Source organism: Methylobacterium sp. Leaf361 (assembly GCF_001424445.1).
Classification (GTDB): Bacteria; Pseudomonadota; Alphaproteobacteria; order Rhizobiales; family Beijerinckiaceae; genus Methylobacterium.
In genome coordinates, this window is record NZ_LMPY01000027.1 from 1 (window position 1) to 16,683 (window position 16,683).

Consider the following 16,683-nt stretch of genomic DNA (forward strand, 5'->3'; position numbering starts at 1 on the left):
GAGCTATGCGGGAGATTGGGTGACGACGGTGAGTTGAAGGCGGCGTATCGAGGCTGGTTTCGAGCCCGCCAGAACCTCTCAGTGAGAGCGATACGCCATGGAGACACCTGCCAACCTCGTTCGACTTCGTCATCCCGAAGACCTCGACGATCCCCTGACCGAGGTGCTGCGTAGCGGCGCTCGCCGCCTGCTCGCCCAGGCTGTCGAGATGGAGGCGGACGCGTTCCTGAGCGCGATGCAGGACCTGCGGCTGCAGGATGGACGGGCCCGGCTGGTGCGGCACGGTCACGGGCCGGAGCGGGCGATCCAGACCGGCATCGGCCCGGTGCCGGTCGCGCGGGTCCGTGTCCGGGATCGCGGTGCGAGCGGGTCGGAGGACCGGGTCCGGTTCACCTCGACCATCCTGCCGAAGTGGGCGCGGCGCACCCGCAGCCTGGATGCGCTGCTGCCGGTCCTGTACCTACGCGGCATCTCGACTGGCGACTTCCAGGACGCGCTGGCCGCCCTCTTGGGCCGTGACGCCCCGAACCTCTCGCCGGCCGTCATCGCCCGGCTGACCGCGGCCTGGGCGGACGAGTATGCCCGCTGGCAGGGCCGCGATCTCTCCGCGCGCCGCTACGCCTACGTCTGGGCCGACGGCGTCTATCTGCAGGCCCGGATGGCCGAGCAGGCGGACTGTATGCTCGTGCTGATCGGGGCGACGCCCGAGGGTCGCAAGGAGCTCGTCGGCTTCCAGGTGGGCGTGCGCGAGAGTGCCCAGAGCTGGCGGGAGCTGCTCGTCGACGTGAAGCGGCGCGGGCTCTCGATCGCGCCCGAGATCGCGGTCGGCGACGGCGCTCTCGGCTTCTGGCGGGCGCTGGACGAGGTCTTCCCCGGCACCGCTCACCAGCAGTGTTGGGTCCACAAGGCAGCCAACGTGCTCGACAAGGTGCCGAAGTCCATCCCGCCGGCGATGAAGGCGGACCTGCGCGAGATCCACGGCGCGCCGACCCGGGCGGCGGNACCGAGTGACGATTACAGATACGCTTTGAATGCGAGAGGTAAAATTGATCTCGTATCCGCTTTCGTATACCATGGGTCCACAAGGCAGCCAACGTGCTCGACAAGGTGCCGAAGTCCATCCCGCCGGCGATGAAGGCGGACCTGCGCGAGATCCACGGCGCGCCGACCCGGGCGGCGGCCGAGGCGGCGCTGGCCGTCTTCGTCGAGAAGTACGGGGCCAAGTACCCTCGGGCCGCCGCCTGCCTGACCAAGGATCGTGACAGGCTGTTGGCGTTCTACGACTTCCCGGCCGAGCACTGGGATCACCTGCGCAGCTCGAACCCGATCGAGAGCGTGTTCGCTACAGTGCGGCATCGGACCGTGCGGACCAAAGGGGCGCTCTCGGCCACGACCGCCAAGCTGATGGTGTTCAAGCTGGTGATGGCGGCGTCGAAAACCTGGCGCCGGCNGTGCGGCATCGGACCGTGCGGACCAAAGGGGCGCTCTCGGCCACGACCGCCAAGCTGATGGTGTTCAAGCTGGTGATGGCGGCGTCGAAAACCTGGCGCCGGCTGAAGGGCGAAAACCAGTTGCCGAAGGTCGTGGCCGGCGTCATCTTCCGCGACTGGACCGAGGTCGTCGCGAGCCCAGATCACCGCGCCGCCTGACCACCGCCGTCACCTAAAATCCGGCATAGCTCACCGTCGTCGGGCTGACGCCGTAGCGCTTGGCCAGCGCTCTTACGCTCTCTTCACGTAGCTGGATCGCGCGACGGACTGCCTCCGTCGTGGTGGCGCTTCCATGAAGAACCTGGCCCATAGCGCATCCCTCGCCGCATGGTGGCCAACCGTACCACCACATCGCGAGATCATACACCTAGCGGAGCGCGCGCCCGTCCTGGGACCCGAAAGGGCTCGCCGCGGCGGGCTCTTTTTCGCGTGCGCCGCACGCGGCCCGAATAACGAGACAGATTTTCAGGCGCGGGAAGGATTATCCCGCGTCGGCGCACGTCAACATCCCGACATGCCAAGTTTGGAAGAGCACTCAGTTTCACCGGCTACGTACCCCGCCGCGCCCATCCGCGGACGTGAGAGGCCACGCAGGGTCGGCAGTCTGTGCCCAACCCGCGAAGAGGTGCCACGGGAGCCAGCCTAAATCGCGAAATGACGCGATGTTGCGACCAATATAGTCCAAAATCAGACTCAGATTTTTTCACTTGCGTCGCGGATTTTTTCTGTCAAAACAGCGAAGCTTATTTCTAGAACAGGGGTTTATCAATGCGTATACTTGCGATCGGCGCCGTCCTCGCCGTCGTCATGCCGCTCGCGGCGCAGGCCCAGGAGGCCGGCGATGCCGCTGCCGGCGAGAAGGCGTTCGCCCCTTGCAAGGCGTGCCACAATTTCCAGAAGAACGGCGTGGGTCCCGACCTGAAGGGCGTCGTCGGCCGCAAGGCGGGCACCTACGAGGGCTACAACTACTCCGCCGCCCTGAAGAACTCCGGCATCACCTGGGACGAGGCCAATCTGCACGAGTGGCTGAAGAACCCGAAGACGAAGGTGCCCGGCAACAAGATGATCTTCCAGGGCATCGCGGACGACAAGAAGATCAACGACGTGATCGCCTACCTCAAGACCCAGTCCTGAGTTTGACAGGTCCCGGACAGAGGACGCGCACGGCCCGTCGCCGCGCGTCCGCCGCGATTAACCCTGCACGGCCTGGCCGATCGGGGTTTTCTGCGCTGGCTTCAGGGATCTGCACAAAAACATTCTTGGTTTCTCTTCGCGAGATCTTCACATCGCGCAGGAAGATGCTATTCTACGGCCAGTCGCTCGGCGTAACGCACCGGGCGTCCTCAACCTTCAGCCCCGCCGGCACCCGCCGCGCGGGGCTCTTTCGTGGCTCAGCGGCCGCTGCCTGAGGACAGGCTCGACCCGACGCTGCCGGAGAGCTGGCTCGGGGTGCCGAGCACGGTGCCGTTCGGATTGGTGTCCAGGTTGGGATCCTGCGTCGCGAGGCCACCGGGTGAGGGGTTCGTCGACTGGGCCGGCTCGAAGGCCTGACGGCCGCCGGCCAGCGGAACGATCACCCGCTCCGGCCGGATGGTGGTCTCGCAGATCCCCTGGCAGATCGGGACCGTAAGGTCGGTCTCCTGGCAGATCGCCCTCATCTCGCCCCGGACGCACGTGCAGCGGCACAGCGCCGAGGCGGGAGCGGGCAGCGCCAGCAGGGCGGCGGCGAGCATGAACAGGCGCATGATGATCGACCTCATTGCCCGCGACTGGGCGATCGGGGCTCGGCGGACCTCATAGCACGACGCGCCCCGGAGCCCGAACGCGCCGGCGCTCCGGGAGGCCAACCCGCGGGCCGGAAAGGCCCGTCGCTCAGCCGGCCGTGACGCGGCGGTAGCTCGCCGCGAAGGCCTCGGCGGCCTCGCGCGTCAGATCGGTCACCACCAGTCCTGCGGTGTAGACGGTCCACCGCCCGTTCTGGTCTTCCGTGATGCAGATTTCGGCCATCGGGCGCCTCCACTCCACGCCACAACAAAGCCGAGCGAACCTGACGAGTTCCTGAACCGCGCCGGACGATCAGGCCTCCGGCGCGCCGTCCTCCCGGAGGATGCGGACGGGCCGGAAGGCGCGCGCCGACACCGCGGCCTCGACCCAGGCGCGGGCCGCCGCGGCCGCGGGGTGATCGGCGAAGGCGGCCGGGCGCGGCGGCCATTCCGACCCGGACTGGACGACGTAGCCGCGCTTGCCCGCGGCGCAGGGGCCGACGTAGCCGAAGACCTTGCCGGTCCCGTCGACGAGGTCGGTGCAGTGGACCGGCCCCTCGGTCCAGCGGAGATCGGGCATCCTCACCCCCCATGGTCTCGCCCCGTAAGCGGTCCCGGACCGCGCTCCGCCCGGGCCGAGGCGAGTCGACGCCGGCGCGGACCGCCCCTATACGCGCCCGGCGGCCGGATCGTCATCGGCGCCCTCCGAGCCCGCAGAGGGATCCGGCGTGGCTGACGGGGCGGCAGACGGCTCAGGGGAAGACCCGGCAGACCGCTCGGCGGTGAGCGTGGCGATCGTCGGCCTGGGCTATGTCGGGCTCCCGCTCGCCCTGGCGTTCGGCCGGGGACGGGTCACGATCGGCTACGAGCGCGCCGCCGACAAGGTGGCGGCCTACCGGGCCGGGCACGACCCGGCCGGGGAGATCGACGCGGAGGCGTTCCGGGCCGCCGCGCACCTCGCAATTACCGACGACCCGACCGCTCTGGGCGCGGCGGACGTGATCGTCGTCACGGTCCCGACCCCGGTGGACGCGGCCCAGTGCCCCGATTTCGACCTGCTGATCCGGGCCTCAGACCTCGTCGGCCGGCACATGCGGCCGGGCGCGACCGTGGTGTTCGAGTCCACCGTCTATCCGGGGGCCACCGAAGAGGTCTGCATCCCGGTCCTGGAGCGGGCCTCGGGCCTGCGCTGGAAGACGGATTTCTTCGTCGGCTACTCGCCCGAGCGGATCAACCCGGGCGACCGGGAGCACAGCCTCGCCCGGGTGGTGAAGATCGTCGCCGGCGACACGCCCGAGACCCTGGAGCGGCTCAAGGCCCTCTACGGGTCGATCATTGAGGCGGGGCTCCACGCCGCCTCGTCCATCCGGGTGGCCGAGGCCGCCAAGGTCATCGAGAACACCCAGCGCGACCTGAACATCGCGCTCATGAACGAGCTGTCGCTGATCTTCGACAAGCTCGACCTCGATACGCAGGAGGTCCTCGCGGCGGCGGGGACCAAGTGGAACTTCCTGCCGTTCCGCCCCGGGCTGGTCGGCGGCCACTGCATCGGCGTCGACCCCTATTACCTGACCCACAAGGCCGCGATGATCGGCTACCACCCGCAAGTGATCCTGGCCGGGCGGCGGATCAACGACAGCATGGCGGCCCATGTCGCCCGCAGCACGGTGAAGCGGATCGTCCGGCGCGGCGGGACCGGGCGGCCGCGGGTGATCGTCCTCGGCCTGACCTTCAAGGAAAACTGCGCGGACCTGCGCAACTCGAAGGTCGCCGACCTCGTGCGGGAACTCGAGGAATTCGGCTGCGCCGTGTCGGTCCACGATCCCCGCGCCGGCGCGGCGGAGGCCCGGGCCGAGTACGGCATCGACCTCGTCGACTGGGCCGACCTACCCGACGCCGCGGACGCCGCGGTGATCGCGGTCCCGCACCGCGACTACGCCCGGCTCGGTCCGGAGGCGATCGCCGCCCGGGTGAAGCCCGGCGGCCTGATCGTGGACGTGAAGGCGCTCTTCGATAAAGCACCGTTCGCGCGGTTGGGCTACGAGGTCTGGCGACTGTGACGGCGACCGCACCGACGCCGGGACAGCGGCGAGACGCCGGGCCATAAAGCGGCAGGAGACGCGGCGAGAGGCGCGGCGAGAAACGCCACACGACCCGCGATCATCGGGACGACGAGGGAACAGGCCATGGACGAGAAGGGGGCCGAGACGGGCCACGAGAACCGGCCACCCGCGCCCAGCGACGCGTCGGCGCTCGCGGAGCGGCACGCCCGCTACCCGGACGCGCAGATTCGCACGATCCTGAACGGCACGCGCACGATCGCGCTGGTGGGGGCCTCGGCCAACCCGGCGCGCCCGAGTTGGATCGTCCTGAAGTACCTGCTCGACCGGGGCTACGCGGTGACGCCGGTTAATCCCGGCCTCGCCGGCCAGGACCTGCTCGGGCGCCGGGTGGCCGCCTCCTTAGCCGAGGTCCAGGCCGGGCTGGGCGACCAGCCGATCGACATGGTCGAGATCTTCCGCAACTCCGCAGCCGCCGGGCCGCTGGTCGACGAGGCGCTGGCGCTGACGCCGCCGCCGAAGTCGATCTGGATGCAGCTCGGCGTGCGCGACGACGCGGCCGCCGCCCGGGCCGAGGCGCGCGGCCTGACGGTGATCATGAACCGCTGCCCTAAGATCGAGTACGGCCGGCTCTCCGGCGAGATCGGCTGGACCGGCGTGAATTCCCGGATCCTCAGCGCCCGGAAACCGGTGCTGGCGGCCAAGGGCGTCCAGAAGCTGACCATCGCGGAGCGTGGCCGGCGCTCCGACGGCTAGCGGTATTCTGATACCTCAACCATCAAACCACTGATCGGAATAGATTTTTCGGGATCGCGCACTTCTCTATTGACCCGGCATCCGGGGCGGTCTATGCACCCGGCACCGCCGCCGCGTGTGCTCCACGCGGCGGCTCGTTTTTCGGCACCCCGATGTCCGCGGATCCCGACGCGTCGGGGTCCGGTCCGTCGGAACCCCTGGGATTTGGCTATGAAGACCACCTCGCTGAAGCCCGCCGAGGTCGACAAGAAGTGGATCGTGATCGACGCGGAGGGCCTCGTCGTCGGCCGCCTCGCGTCGATCGTGGCGATGCGCCTGCGTGGCAAGCACAAGGCCGCCTACACGCCCCACGTCGATTGCGGCGACAACGTCATCGTCGTCAACGCGGACAAGGTGAAGTTCACCGGCCGCAAGTACGTCCAGAAGCGCTACTACTACCACACCGGCTACCCGGGCGGGATCAAGGAGCGCACGGCCAAGTTCATCCTCGAGGGCCGGTTCCCCGAGCGCGTGGTGGAGAAGGCCGTCGAGCGCATGCTGCCGCGCGGCCCGCTCTTCCGCCAGATCCTCGGCAATCTCCGCGTCTACAAGGGCACCGAGCACCCGCATGAGGCCCAGCAGCCGCAGGCGCTCGACGTCGGCGCCCTCAACCGCAAGAACGTGAGCGCTTGATCATGGCGACCCTGCAGTCCCTCGCCGACCTCAACCGGTCAAACACCGGCGCGGTCGACCCCGCCAACGAGGCCCCCGTCCACGTCCAGAAGCTGGACGCGCAGGGCCGCGCCTACGCCACCGGCAAGCGCAAGGACGCGGTCGCCCGCGTCTGGATCAAGCCCGGCAGCGGCACGGTGACGATCAACAAGCGCCCGGTGGAGACCTACTTCGCCCGTCCGGTGCTGCGCATGATCCTGCGCCAGCCGCTGGAGATCGCCGGCCGCGTCGACCAGTACGACATCACCGTCACGGTGGCGGGCGGCGGCCTCTCCGGCCAGGCCGGCGCGGTGCGCCACGGCCTGTCGAAGGCCCTGACCTACTACGAGCCGGAGCTGCGCGCCCCGCTGAAGCGTGAGGGCTTCCTCACCCGCGACGCCCGCGTGGTCGAGCGCAAGAAGTACGGCCGCAAGAAGGCCCGCCGCAGCTTCCAGTTCTCGAAGCGCTGATACCCGGTCATACCGGTGTCACGGAGAGGGCGGTTCCTGCGGGAGCCGCCCTTTCGCGTTTTCAGGCCGCTGCACGGTCGTTGACAGCCTGTCGCACCGCGCGCACCTGATCCCCGGCCGCGGTGCCCGACTCGGGCGGCGAGGCATTTTTCTAGAGAGCGAGACGAGCGATGTCTGGCGCAGGCGCGACGAAGCCCACCGTGTTCATCGACGGAGAGGCCGGCACGACCGGTCTCGGCATCCGCGAGCGCCTGGAGCGCGACGGGCGGGTCGCCCTGCGCAGCATCGCCCCGGAGCACCGCAAGGATCCGGCGGCCAAGCGCGCGCTGCTCGCCGAGGTCGACCTCGTCGTGCTCTGCCTGCCGGACGAGGCCGCCAAGGAGACCGTGGCACTGGCCGACAGCCTGCCCGGCGGCGGACCCCGCGTCCTCGATGCCAGCACCGCCCACCGGGTCGCGGAGGGCTGGACCTACGGCTTCCCGGAGCTGACCCGGGAGCAGGGCGCGGCGGTGGCCCGCGCCCGGCGGGTCGCCAATCCGGGCTGCTACCCGACCGGCGGCGTCGCGCTCCTGCGCCCGCTAGTGGAGGGTGGCCTGATCCCGGCCGACCACCCGATCAGCGTCAACGCGGTCAGCGGCTACAGCGGCGGCGGCAAGAGCATGATCGAGGCCTACGAGCAGGGCACGGCGCCGCCGTTCCAGCTCTACGGCCTCGGCTTCGCCCACAAGCACCTGCCGGAATTGCAGCGCTACAGCGGGCTCACCCGGCGGCCGATCTTCGTGCCGTCGGTGGGTAACTTCCGGCAGGGCATGCTGGTGAGCGTGCCGCTCCACCTTGAGACGCTGCCGGGCCGGCCCACGGCCTCCGACCTCGAGGCGGCCCTGCGCGACTGGTACGCCGGTCAGAGGCTGGTGGAAGTGGTGCCGGGCGCCGGAACCGGCGCGCACCGCGAGAAGATCGAGCCGGAGGATCTCAACGACACCGACCGGCTGGAGCTGCGCGTGTTCGGCTCGGCCGAGCACGGGCAGGCGGTGCTGGTGGCGCGCCTCGACAATCTCGGCAAGGGCGCCTCCGGGGCGGCTGTGCAGAATCTCGGGCTGATGCTCGGACTCGACGGCTAGCCGACGGGCACGCCCCGTCGCCCTGCGACGGGGTCACGGGACACGCGCCCGCCTCGACAGAGCGGGCTCGCCCGGCAAAGAGGGGGCTCGGGGCGCGGGCCCCGGACCGCTCCCTACGCAGCGCGAGACGCGATGAACGGCGACCTGATCGATGCGGCGTTCGGCCGGCCCTGGCTCGGCGCGGCACCCGCGGCCGGCGAGACCGACCGCCCGGCGGGCCCTCCGAGCTTCCAGGTCGATCTCGGCTTCCGCTGCCCGGTCCGCCGAGTCGAGCTCGTGGCGGCCTGCGCGGCGCCGCCGCGCCTCGCCCTCTCCGACGACGGGCAGGCCTGGCGCGCGGCCGACCTCGACGCGGCCCGGGGCGGGGCCGAGGCCCTGGTGCTGGTGCTGGTGCCCGGGGAGGGTGCCTGGGCACGCCACGTCCGCGTCATCCCGGACGAGCCCGCCGGAGGCGAGCCGCCTGCAGTGCGGGTGCTGTGCGACCGGGCGGATTTCGACCTCATCGCCCTGCGGCGCGTGCTCGACGTGCCCTTCGACATGGCCGACGAGCGGCTCGGCGCGAACGCTTACGTCTCCTACCGCCTCGTCAGCGCCGAGCGGCCGCGCTCCCGCGCCCTGGTCGGGCTCGCGCTCTACGAGTGCGGTGCCTTCGGCAACTGCCTGATCCAGCTGCTGCTCGCGATCGGCATCGCCCGCAACCTGAACCTGAAATACATCAAACTCCCGGCCGCCGACCGGAGCGAGGTGATCGGCCTGACAGGCCCGCTGACCTGCGGCGGCCTCACCTTCATCCCCGGCTCGGAGCCGCTGCCGGAGGCGGGCGCCTTCCTGTCGGGGATGTACTTCGACCTCGGGATCCAGCAGCTCGCCGGCACCCTCGGCCCCGACGAGACCCGGCACATCGTGCGGACCTGCATCCGGCCGCTGTTCAACCGGCTGCCAGTCGAGATCCCCGCCAAGCCCGACGACGAGTTGCTGATCCACATCCGCTCGGGGGACATCTTCAGCACCTGGGTGGCGCCGACCTACCCGCAGCCGCCGCTCGCCTTCTACCAGATGGTGATCCGGCGGCTCCTGGCGGAGGGCCGCATCGCCCGGATCAAGATGGTGTTCGAGAATCGGCTCAACCCCGTGATCCCGGTGCTGGAAGCGTGGATCGCCGAGATCGGCGTGCCGCTGACGACCCAGAGCGGCTCCCTGATCGACGACGTCGCGACGCTGATGAACGGGCGCTACCTCGTCTTCGGGCTCGGCACCTTCGGGCCGGGGGTCTGCCAGCTCTCCGAGCATGTCGAGCAGGTCTTCTACTTCGCCTCCGGCTGGCCGCAGCATTTCAAGAGCATCCCGACCATCGGGCGGGTCGTCGAGGTGCTGGACGTCGCCGGCGGCTACACGAAGGTCGGCGAGTGGGACAACTCACCCGAGCGCCGCGCGCTGATGCTCGCGTATCCGGCCGAGAACCTCGCCTTCGACGACGCCTGAGCCCGGCCGTGCCGCCTTGCCGAAGCCGGCAAAACCGGTGACAAGCCCTCGAGCCACCGCCGGAGGACAGACTTGGCCAGCGCTGACCCATCCCCGGAAGCCCTGTGCGTCAACGCCTTCGACATGCACCGGGCCGAGGTGCTGATGCGGCTGCGGCGGCGGCTCCGGCCGCGCCACACCACCCTGGTCAGCTTCGCCGCCAAGTACCACTACGTCGAGAGCCAGCGCCGGCTGGTGGCCTCGGCCGCCGCCACGGGCGATTTCGACACGATCGAGAGCTGGTCCCCCGACCGGCTGCGCGGGACGGCGTTCTACCGGGAGCATCGCGCGATCCTCGACCGGTCCCGGGGCGCCGGCAACTGGGCCTGGAAGCCCTACGTCATCGCCGAGGCGCTGGAGAAGCGCCGCGACGGCGACTTCGTCGTCTTCAGCGACACCGGCATGCAGGCGGTCGGCGACGACCCGCTGCCGCCGGTGGCGCCGCTGCTCACCTGGCTCGACGGCTCGCAGCACCGGGTCGCGGTGGGCGTGCTGCACGGGAAGCCCCAGCGGGCCTGGACCAAGCGCGACTGCTTCGTGCTGATGGACTGCGACGCGGCGCGCTACTGGGACGCCGACCAGATCCAGGCCTCCTGGATCGCCTTCATGGTGAGCCCCGCCACCCGCCGGCTCGTGGCCGAGTGGCTGCGCTACGCGGGCGATCCGCGGGTCGTCACCGACATCCCGAATCAGATGGGGCTGCCGGATCTCGAGGGTTTCATCGACCACCGCTTCGACCAGAGCATCCTGTCGAACCTGATCTACAAGCTCGACCTGGAGATCCCGCCGCTGCGCCAGCCGTCCAAGCAGATCCGGACGCTGATCGACGAGCTGGAGATGGACACGCTGGTGGCGATGCGGCCCTCCGAGAACATCGCGCTGGGCAAGACCTGGACGGCGAGCTCCGCCTCGCCCTGGTCGGGCACCACGGGCACCTACGGCGAGCGCACCACCGGCGACCCGTCCTTCTTCTTCCACACCGGGCTCGACCGGAACCCCTGGTTCGTCCTCGATCTCGGCGCGGTCGAGCGGGTCTCGGAGATCCGGATCTACAACCGGTGGGGGCAGCTCAGCGAGCGGGCGCAGCTGATGCGGGTCTGGCTGGGCGAGACCGAGGGCGACTACCGCCTCGTCTTCGACGCCGTGGACGCCCACTGCCATCCCGGCCTGCCCCTCCACCTGCGGTTCGACAACGCGCGGTTCCGCTACCTCAAGATCGATCTCGACGAGGAGCAGCACCTGCATCTCGACGGGATCGAGATCTTCGCGGCGCGCTGACGCCGCCCCGGATCGCGACGGCATGAGCACGCCGATGCAGGACAAGCCGCTGTTCCCGTTCGGGCCGATCCTGTTCCTGGGCGACTCGGTGACCGCCGGGTGGACCGCGCAGAACCCGCCCCTGTTCTCCGGACCGCAGACCGTAGGCCGGGGCATCGCCGGCCAGTCGGTCCGGGACACCGCGCGCCGGCTCCGCTCGGAGATCGCCCTCTACGGTGCCAAGGGCCTGCACCTGCTCTGCGGCCGCGACGACATCCTCGGCGGCGCGCATTCGCCCACGTTGGACGGCATCGTGGGCGATATCGCCGCGATGCTGCGGGACACCAGCGACCTGTACGTGCGGACCTGGGTCGGCTCGATCCTGCCGGTCGATCCCAACGCGCCCGGGGCGGCCGGGCGGCCGGTCGCGCTGATCGGCGCAGTCAACGCGTGGCTGCGCGACCACGTGCAGGAATACGGGGCCCACTTCATCGACTACGATCCCGTCCTGGCCACGGGGGCGGGCGCGCTCCGGCCCGGCTACAGCGACGACGGGATCAGCCTCAACGCCGCCGGCCTCGCGGCGCTCGAGGCCGCGACGCTGGCGATCCTGACGGTCCCGGATCTCGAGCCGATCTGGCCGCCGCCGGAGAGCGAGGACGCCGCGCGGCGGCGCAAGTTCCTGCACCATTTCGGCTACCTCGACTCGAACACGCGCTATCCGAGCCCGTTCATCCAGTTCGCCGGCAAGCCGGGCGCGAGCCATTACGGCGTCCCGTTCGACGCGGACGGCTTCCTGAACGCCGCCCCCATCGTCGCGCGCAAGCCGGAGGGCGAGACCCGGATCCTGGTCGTCGGCGACTCGACCACGATCGACGGCGGCGACATCGCCAACACCCTGCCGGACCGCATCGAGCGGATCCTGCGGGCGGACGGCCTCGACAGCGCGAAGGTCTACAATTTCGGGGTGATGTCGAGCTGCCTCACGCAGATGACGCACCTGATCTGGTCGCGGCTCGTGACCTACGGCCCCGACGCGATCCTCGTGCTGAGCGGCAGCACCGACCTGTTCCAGCCCTGGACCTACGATCCCCGGCCGGGACACCCCTACAACGCCTTCATCACCCAGCGGCTCTACGACCACTTCTTCGACACGCACGATCCCCGCGCCCGCGAGGACGGCCTGTCCTACGAGGCGCTGATCACGCTGATCTACGAGGAGCTGAAGCGGCTGCGGGTCGAGGTGGGCTGGCAGAGCCCCGGCTGGGAGGACGCGATCGTCCACCATTACGAACTGGCGGCGCACCGGCTGACCAAGCTGTCCCACGACCACGCGGTGCCGATCGTCAGCGTCCTGCAACCGACGATCTTGCGCAAGCGCCACCTCACCGAGATGGAGCGCGGCGTCGCCTCGGGGGCGTTCCTGGCCTATCTCGACCGGCAATACGCCAAGCTGGAGGCGTTCACCGCGCAGCTCGCGGCGCGCCGCCCGTACCGGCGCACCTTCACGGCCCTCGACCTCAGCGGGATCTTTCGCGACCGGGAGGAGGGGACCTTCTACGACATCGTCCACTACGACGATCCCGCCCGTGAGATCGTCGCGGCCCGGCTGGCCGCCGAGATCCGCGGCGCCCTGGACCGGGCCCGCACCCGCACGCCGCTGGCCCGGGTGCGGCACCTCCTCGCCGGTCTGCGGCGATAGGGCCCAAAGGCGTCGCACCGGGGGCGCGGCGCCGAGATCGGCGCGGGTCCCCTCTCCCGTGCGGGAGAGGGACAGGGTGAGGGGTCGGGTCTGTCCGGATCAGGCGCAACCTGGCCCCGCCGTGATGGTAGCGCGATCCGGATCCGTCTTGTCCCTCACCCCAACCCTCTCCCGCACGGGAGAGGGGGCACGTCGTGCTGCACGGAGTCGCTCCGCCCCGTGCGATGCCGAAAGTCAGCCTCGCTCGGCCGCCCGCTTGACCCGGTGGGTGAAGATCACTGAGAGCCAGGGCACGACCTCGTGCTCAACCTCGATGGAGAGCAGCACCTCGAGATGGAGCGCGTAGGGGAGGGTGAAGCGGAAGCCGCAGCGGGCCTCCTCCATCGTGGTCGGCATGTCGCCGAGCACCGCCGCGATCACGTCCGGCCGGTGGACGTCCGCGGGGATGCGCTGAGTCTCGCCGTCGGCCTCCACGATCAGCGTCGCCTTGGCGCGGCTCGCCGAGACGACCCAGCCGGCCAGGACCACCTGCCCGTCCTGGATCTCGGCCCAGACCCGGTCCCGGGGGTCCTCCAGGTTCGCGCGGGCGAAGGAATCCGGCAGTTCGCCGTCGAGCTCGGCCACGGTGCAGCCGACCTCGTACTTCTCGAAGCCGCGCCCCTCGCCGAAGATGCCGGCGAACTCCTTCTGGTACTGGGCGATCCGGGCGTTCTTGATGTCCTCCGGCAGACCCGACCACTGGCCCTTCTCCTGGACCGTGTACACCGAGAGCAGCTCCCGCAGGAACGCGATCCGGCCCTTGTCGGCGACGTAGAGGTTCATCAGCCAGTCGGCCGCCGAGGCGTTCGCGTAGTAGGCCTCCGGCACCCGGCGCAGGGCCTCGGCGCGGTAGAAGCAGCAGGAGAAGTTGGCGGTCAGCGGCGAGTTGGCCAGGACCGGGAAGCTGATCGTGCCGGTCGGATAGCGGCCCTGCTCGTCGTGCGGGACGTAGGAGCCGGTCGCCGGGTAGTGGAGCAGCACCCAGTTGAAGCACATGTCCAGCTTGCGGTCGTTGCGCAGCATCCGCATCTGCATGGCGATCTTGCGGTCGGACAGCCAGTAATCGTCCGCCTCGCAGAAGGCGACGTACCGGCCGGTGCAGGCGGCGAGGCAGTCCTGCATGTTGCGCAGCATGCCGAGATTGTGCGGCCGGGGCCGCACCGCGATCCGCTCCGGGTCGCGCGCCCGGTAGCGCTCGACGATCGCGGCGGTGCCGTCGGTGGACTTGTCGTCGCCGATCACGACCTGCATCCGGAACAGCCCGCGCTGGCCTAGCACCGCGTCGAGGCAGCGGCCGATATCGGCGGCGTGGTTGTAGGCCGTGACGATGACGCTGACGGTGAGCTGCTCCAGCAGCCACGCGCGCAGGGCCTCCGGCTCTCCTGAAAGGTCATCTGGCGCGTCGAAGCCCATATCGCTCAAGGCGTCCCGGGCGATGTCCGGGTTGGCCTCGATCAGGCGCCCGAGGCTCGGCACGTCCTCCTCGTCGAGATAGGCCTCGGCCAGCCGCCGGAAGATCGACTTCTGCGCGGCCTCGTAGCCCGCGGCGTAGCGGCCGCCGAAATGGCCGCGCAGCTTGCGGAAGAACGCGATCTCGGAGTTGCCAAGCTTCTTGTGGCGGGCAAGTTCGGTGGCGTAGGTCGCCCACATCCCGGCGGCATGCTTGCGGTAGACCGCCATCACTTCCGGCAGGAAGCCGATGCGCCCGACCTCGGCATGCATCAGGTGGACGTACCAGTCGCCGGGGGCGATGCCCTCGTCGAACACGAACGCCTCCTCGCCGTGGTAGCGCCAGCGGTAGAGCACGCTGTTGGTCTGGACGAAGTTGTGGGCCACGAGGTCGGACAGCGACGGCTGCGGGCTGCACTGCTTCGGGTAGAGCTCGTCGACCCCCGGCATGTCCTCGTAGACGACGCGCACCCGGTGGAAGCAGAGGGTGAATTCCGGGCGCGCCCGCAGGAAATCGACCTGCCGCTGGAGCTTGCGCGGGTCGGTCCAGTAATCGTCGCCCTCGCAGATCGCCACGAACTCGCCGCGGGCGCGGGCCGTCAGGTCGGCGAAATTCCTGTTCGGCCCGAGGTTCTCGCTGCGCAGGACCGCCACGAGGTTGGGGTGGCGCGCGGCGTACTCGGCGATGATCTCGGCGGTCCCGTCCGTGGAGCAGTCGTCGCCGACCAGCAGCTCGAAGGGGAAATCCGTGGCCTGGCCGAGGATGCTCTCCAGCGTCTGCCGGATGAAGGCCGCCTGGTTGTAGCTGATGCACAGGACCGAGACGACCGGCCGGTTCCAGGCCGGCGCGGGCCGGGTCTCGGCGCGCGCCCGGATCCAGGCCGCGAAGGGATTGACGAAGCTGCCGTCGAAGGTCTCGTCCGGCGGCGCGGTGAAGTCGGCCCGGGGCCGGCGCCCCAGCCGGGCGCCGTACTTCACGTAGTGCTCCAGGGGCGACAGGTCGGTCAGGCCGACATCGGGATAGCGCGTCGCGTAGCCGATATGGTCAAACAAGCCGCTGGCGTAGATCGTGGCGAAATCGTTCTGCCACGGCTCGAGCGCAGCCGTGGTCGAGCCCGGCGCGCTCGCGCCTGCACCGTCCTGCATCGGTCTGATCCCTCGCACGCACCCCGTCCGGCCGCTCCCTAGATCACGGGACGGGGAGGGTCAACGCGACCGATAGAGACGATCGCGAAGTCTAGCTATTTCGGATCCGGATTTATACTTGGCATGATCGCCCGCAAAACGCGCCAACACTTAGGAGAGACCACTTGCAAGATCGGTCACTCCGCGGCGCGCGCGCCGTCGACCGGCCCTCACAGCGTCGAGGGCAGGCGCGCCTCCTCCGACCCGTGATTGTAATAGTGCATCATCGGATCGGCCCCCGCATTGGCGACGTCGTCGTTGCACGCGAGGTAGAACTGGCGATCGAACAGGCCGGATGTCTCGAGCCACGCGAGCATCGTCTGCTCGGGCACGACCGGGGCGCGGTCAGGGGCGGCTTCGGCGGCTTCCCGGTAGAGGTGGGCGAACCGGGCGATCCGGGCCGCGACCTCCTTGGCGGCGGGACGGCGCACCGACGAGGCGACGACGCTCGACTGCTCGCCGGGACGCCGGCGCTGGAGATCCGCCTCGGCGAGGCGCACCAGCCGGGCCAGCTCGCCCTGCGCTTCCTTGAGCCGCGCCTGGGTCTCGGCGAGCTCCGCCCGCAGCGCCTCTACGTCCTCGCCCAAGGTCGGCTCCGTCTCAGTCGCGGGGCCCGACGGGTCTCGGGCACGCGGCCGCCGGCGGGATCGGCCGGAGGCCGGCGCGACGGGGCGCCCCTGTCGGGTCGAGGCCGGCTGTACGATCGGCTCCGGGACCGGTCAACCCTGCGCGGGGCGCGCGGATCGCGGGGCGGGCGGTCACGCCGCCAGACCGACGGCCTCCTCGGCCTCCGCGTCGGCCTCGTCCTCCGGACGCGGGAGCCACCGGCCAACCACCAGCAGCAGGAGGGCGGGGACGACGAGGATCAGGGCGATGCCGAGGATCCCGACATGCCCGATCAGCCGCCCGTAGAAGCCGCCGGTGACGCCGTCGTGCCACGAGATCACCGCCATGCCGGCACCGGCGGCGACGAGCAGCACGGGGATCTTGAACCACAGGGGCCAGGGCGCGCGCCGGGTGCGGACGGCCGCGCGCGCGGGGGCCTGCGGCGCCGCGCGCGCGCGCTGGGCCAGGAGCGCCTCGATCTGATTCTGGAACTCCGCCTGGACGGGGCTGCTCGGGTCCACGCCGCCGTGCGCCGGGTGAGGCTCCATGACAGGCTCGACCCGCGCCTCGCCGA

General features: G+C 70.2%; 15 protein-coding genes and 3 pseudogenes. 12 read left to right on the forward strand and 6 right to left on the reverse strand.

The features are described 5' to 3' along the window. Positions 1 to 97 precede the first annotated feature (97 nt). The 3 genes and pseudogenes from ASG32_RS19535 to ASG32_RS33420 form a co-directional block, all read left to right on the forward strand. Positions 98 to 1,001 (forward strand): IS256 family transposase (locus ASG32_RS19535; protein WP_157862024.1); only part of this gene is annotated, 904 nt, incomplete at its 3' end. A 73-nt stretch (positions 1,002 to 1,074) separates the two neighbouring features. Next, a pseudogene (locus ASG32_RS19540) lies at positions 1,075 to 1,450 on the forward strand (transposase); the annotation flags it as partial. Between the two features lies 1 nt (position 1,451). Next, positions 1,452 to 1,649, forward strand: a pseudogene (locus ASG32_RS33420) (IS256 family transposase); the annotation flags it as partial. Between the two features lie 31 nt (positions 1,650 to 1,680). Here the strand turns inward: ASG32_RS33420 and ASG32_RS33425 are convergent. Beyond that, positions 1,681 to 1,800: pseudogene (locus tag ASG32_RS33425) on the reverse strand (IS481 family transposase); the annotation flags it as partial. Positions 1,801 to 2,258: 458 nt separating this feature from the next. Here ASG32_RS33425 and ASG32_RS19545 point away from each other — a divergent pair. Next, positions 2,259 to 2,624 (forward strand): cytochrome c family protein, encoded by a 366-nt coding sequence (locus ASG32_RS19545; RefSeq protein WP_056529650.1) that lies wholly within the window; start codon positions 2,259 to 2,261, stop codon positions 2,622 to 2,624. A 257-nt stretch (positions 2,625 to 2,881) separates the two neighbouring features. Here ASG32_RS19545 and ASG32_RS19550 read toward each other — a convergent pair whose 3' ends face one another. From ASG32_RS19550 to ASG32_RS19555, 3 genes are all read right to left on the reverse strand, one after another. After that, positions 2,882 to 3,235, reverse strand: coding sequence for a hypothetical protein (locus ASG32_RS19550; protein WP_244492064.1), 354 nt, complete (start codon positions 3,233 to 3,235; stop codon positions 2,882 to 2,884). Positions 3,236 to 3,362: 127 nt separating this feature from the next. Next, a complete protein-coding gene (locus ASG32_RS35645; RefSeq protein ID WP_020096204.1) occupies positions 3,363 to 3,497 on the reverse strand; it encodes a hypothetical protein in 135 nt (44 codons plus the stop codon). Between the two features lie 69 nt (positions 3,498 to 3,566). Continuing rightward, positions 3,567 to 3,833 carry a hypothetical protein gene (locus tag ASG32_RS19555; protein WP_056529656.1) on the reverse strand — a complete coding sequence of 89 codons (267 nt, stop codon included), beginning with the start codon at positions 3,831 to 3,833 and terminating at the stop codon, positions 3,567 to 3,569. Between the two features lie 208 nt (positions 3,834 to 4,041). On the opposite strand from ASG32_RS19555, the gene ASG32_RS19560 reads away from it, so the two are divergent. The 8 genes from ASG32_RS19560 to ASG32_RS19595 all read left to right on the forward strand — a co-directional run bounded on the left by ASG32_RS19560 (position 4,042) and on the right by ASG32_RS19595 (position 12,830). Then, complete coding sequence (locus tag ASG32_RS19560; RefSeq protein ID WP_244492071.1) at positions 4,042 to 5,313, forward strand: nucleotide sugar dehydrogenase; 1,272 nt, start codon at positions 4,042 to 4,044, stop codon at positions 5,311 to 5,313. Positions 5,314 to 5,439: 126 nt separating this feature from the next. Next, complete coding sequence (locus ASG32_RS19565) at positions 5,440 to 6,069, forward strand: CoA-binding protein (protein ID WP_056529661.1); 630 nt, start codon at positions 5,440 to 5,442, stop codon at positions 6,067 to 6,069. A gap of 210 nt (positions 6,070 to 6,279) precedes the next feature. Further along, entirely contained in the window at positions 6,280 to 6,741 is a 462-nt protein-coding gene (gene rplM / locus ASG32_RS19570; RefSeq protein ID WP_056529664.1) for a 50S ribosomal protein L13, read from the forward strand. 2 nt (positions 6,742 to 6,743) lie between these two features. Then, positions 6,744 to 7,229, forward strand: a complete 486-nt coding sequence (gene rpsI / locus ASG32_RS19575) for a 30S ribosomal protein S9 (protein ID WP_042671562.1) — start codon at positions 6,744 to 6,746, stop codon at positions 7,227 to 7,229. 170 nt (positions 7,230 to 7,399) lie between these two features. Then, positions 7,400 to 8,350 carry an N-acetyl-gamma-glutamyl-phosphate reductase gene (gene argC / locus ASG32_RS19580; RefSeq protein WP_056529666.1) on the forward strand — a complete coding sequence of 317 codons (951 nt, stop codon included), beginning with the start codon at positions 7,400 to 7,402 and terminating at the stop codon, positions 8,348 to 8,350. A 132-nt stretch (positions 8,351 to 8,482) separates the two neighbouring features. Further along, positions 8,483 to 9,832 (forward strand): hypothetical protein, encoded by a 1,350-nt coding sequence (locus ASG32_RS19585; protein WP_056529669.1) that lies wholly within the window; start codon positions 8,483 to 8,485, stop codon positions 9,830 to 9,832. A gap of 72 nt (positions 9,833 to 9,904) precedes the next feature. Further along, a complete protein-coding gene (locus ASG32_RS19590; protein ID WP_056529672.1) occupies positions 9,905 to 11,149 on the forward strand; it encodes a hypothetical protein in 1,245 nt (414 codons plus the stop codon). A 22-nt stretch (positions 11,150 to 11,171) separates the two neighbouring features. Continuing rightward, the gene (locus ASG32_RS19595; RefSeq protein ID WP_056529675.1) at positions 11,172 to 12,830 is read left to right on the forward strand and encodes a GDSL-type esterase/lipase family protein; all 1,659 of its coding nucleotides are present in this window, start codon (positions 11,172 to 11,174) and stop codon (positions 12,828 to 12,830) included. A 234-nt stretch (positions 12,831 to 13,064) separates the two neighbouring features. Here the strand turns inward: ASG32_RS19595 and ASG32_RS19600 are convergent, their stop codons facing one another. Together ASG32_RS19600 and ASG32_RS19605 are read right to left on the reverse strand one after the other, a co-directional pair. Then, on the reverse strand, positions 13,065 to 15,464 hold the full coding sequence (locus tag ASG32_RS19600) for a glycosyltransferase (RefSeq protein WP_056529678.1): 2,400 nt from the start codon (positions 15,462 to 15,464) through the stop codon (positions 13,065 to 13,067). A 209-nt stretch (positions 15,465 to 15,673) separates the two neighbouring features. Further along, on the reverse strand, positions 15,674 to 16,090 hold the full coding sequence (locus ASG32_RS19605; protein WP_056529681.1) for a hypothetical protein: 417 nt from the start codon (positions 16,088 to 16,090) through the stop codon (positions 15,674 to 15,676). Between the last annotated feature and the right edge of the window lie 593 nt (positions 16,091 to 16,683).

Bases quoted from the DNA above. Each gene is read 5' to 3' on its own strand.
- ASG32_RS19545 (WP_056529650.1), top strand. From the start codon at position 2,259: ATGCGTATACTTGCGATCGGCGCCGTCCTCGCCGTCGTCATGCCGCTC.
- ASG32_RS19550 (WP_244492064.1), bottom strand. From the start codon at position 3,235: ATGCGCCTGTTCATGCTCGCCGCCGCCCTGCTGGCGCTGCCCGCTCCC.
- ASG32_RS35645 (WP_020096204.1), bottom strand. From the start codon at position 3,497: ATGGCCGAAATCTGCATCACGGAAGACCAGAACGGGCGGTGGACCGTC.
- ASG32_RS19555 (WP_056529656.1), bottom strand. From the start codon at position 3,833: ATGCCCGATCTCCGCTGGACCGAGGGGCCGGTCCACTGCACCGACCTC.
- ASG32_RS19565 (WP_056529661.1), top strand. From the start codon at position 5,440: ATGGACGAGAAGGGGGCCGAGACGGGCCACGAGAACCGGCCACCCGCG.
- rplM (WP_056529664.1), top strand. From the start codon at position 6,280: ATGAAGACCACCTCGCTGAAGCCCGCCGAGGTCGACAAGAAGTGGATC.
- rpsI (WP_042671562.1), top strand. From the start codon at position 6,744: ATGGCGACCCTGCAGTCCCTCGCCGACCTCAACCGGTCAAACACCGGC.
- argC (WP_056529666.1), top strand. From the start codon at position 7,400: ATGTCTGGCGCAGGCGCGACGAAGCCCACCGTGTTCATCGACGGAGAG.
- ASG32_RS19585 (WP_056529669.1), top strand. From the start codon at position 8,483: ATGAACGGCGACCTGATCGATGCGGCGTTCGGCCGGCCCTGGCTCGGC.
- ASG32_RS19595 (WP_056529675.1), top strand. From the start codon at position 11,172: ATGAGCACGCCGATGCAGGACAAGCCGCTGTTCCCGTTCGGGCCGATC.
- ASG32_RS19600 (WP_056529678.1), bottom strand. From the start codon at position 15,464: ATGCAGGACGGTGCAGGCGCGAGCGCGCCGGGCTCGACCACGGCTGCG.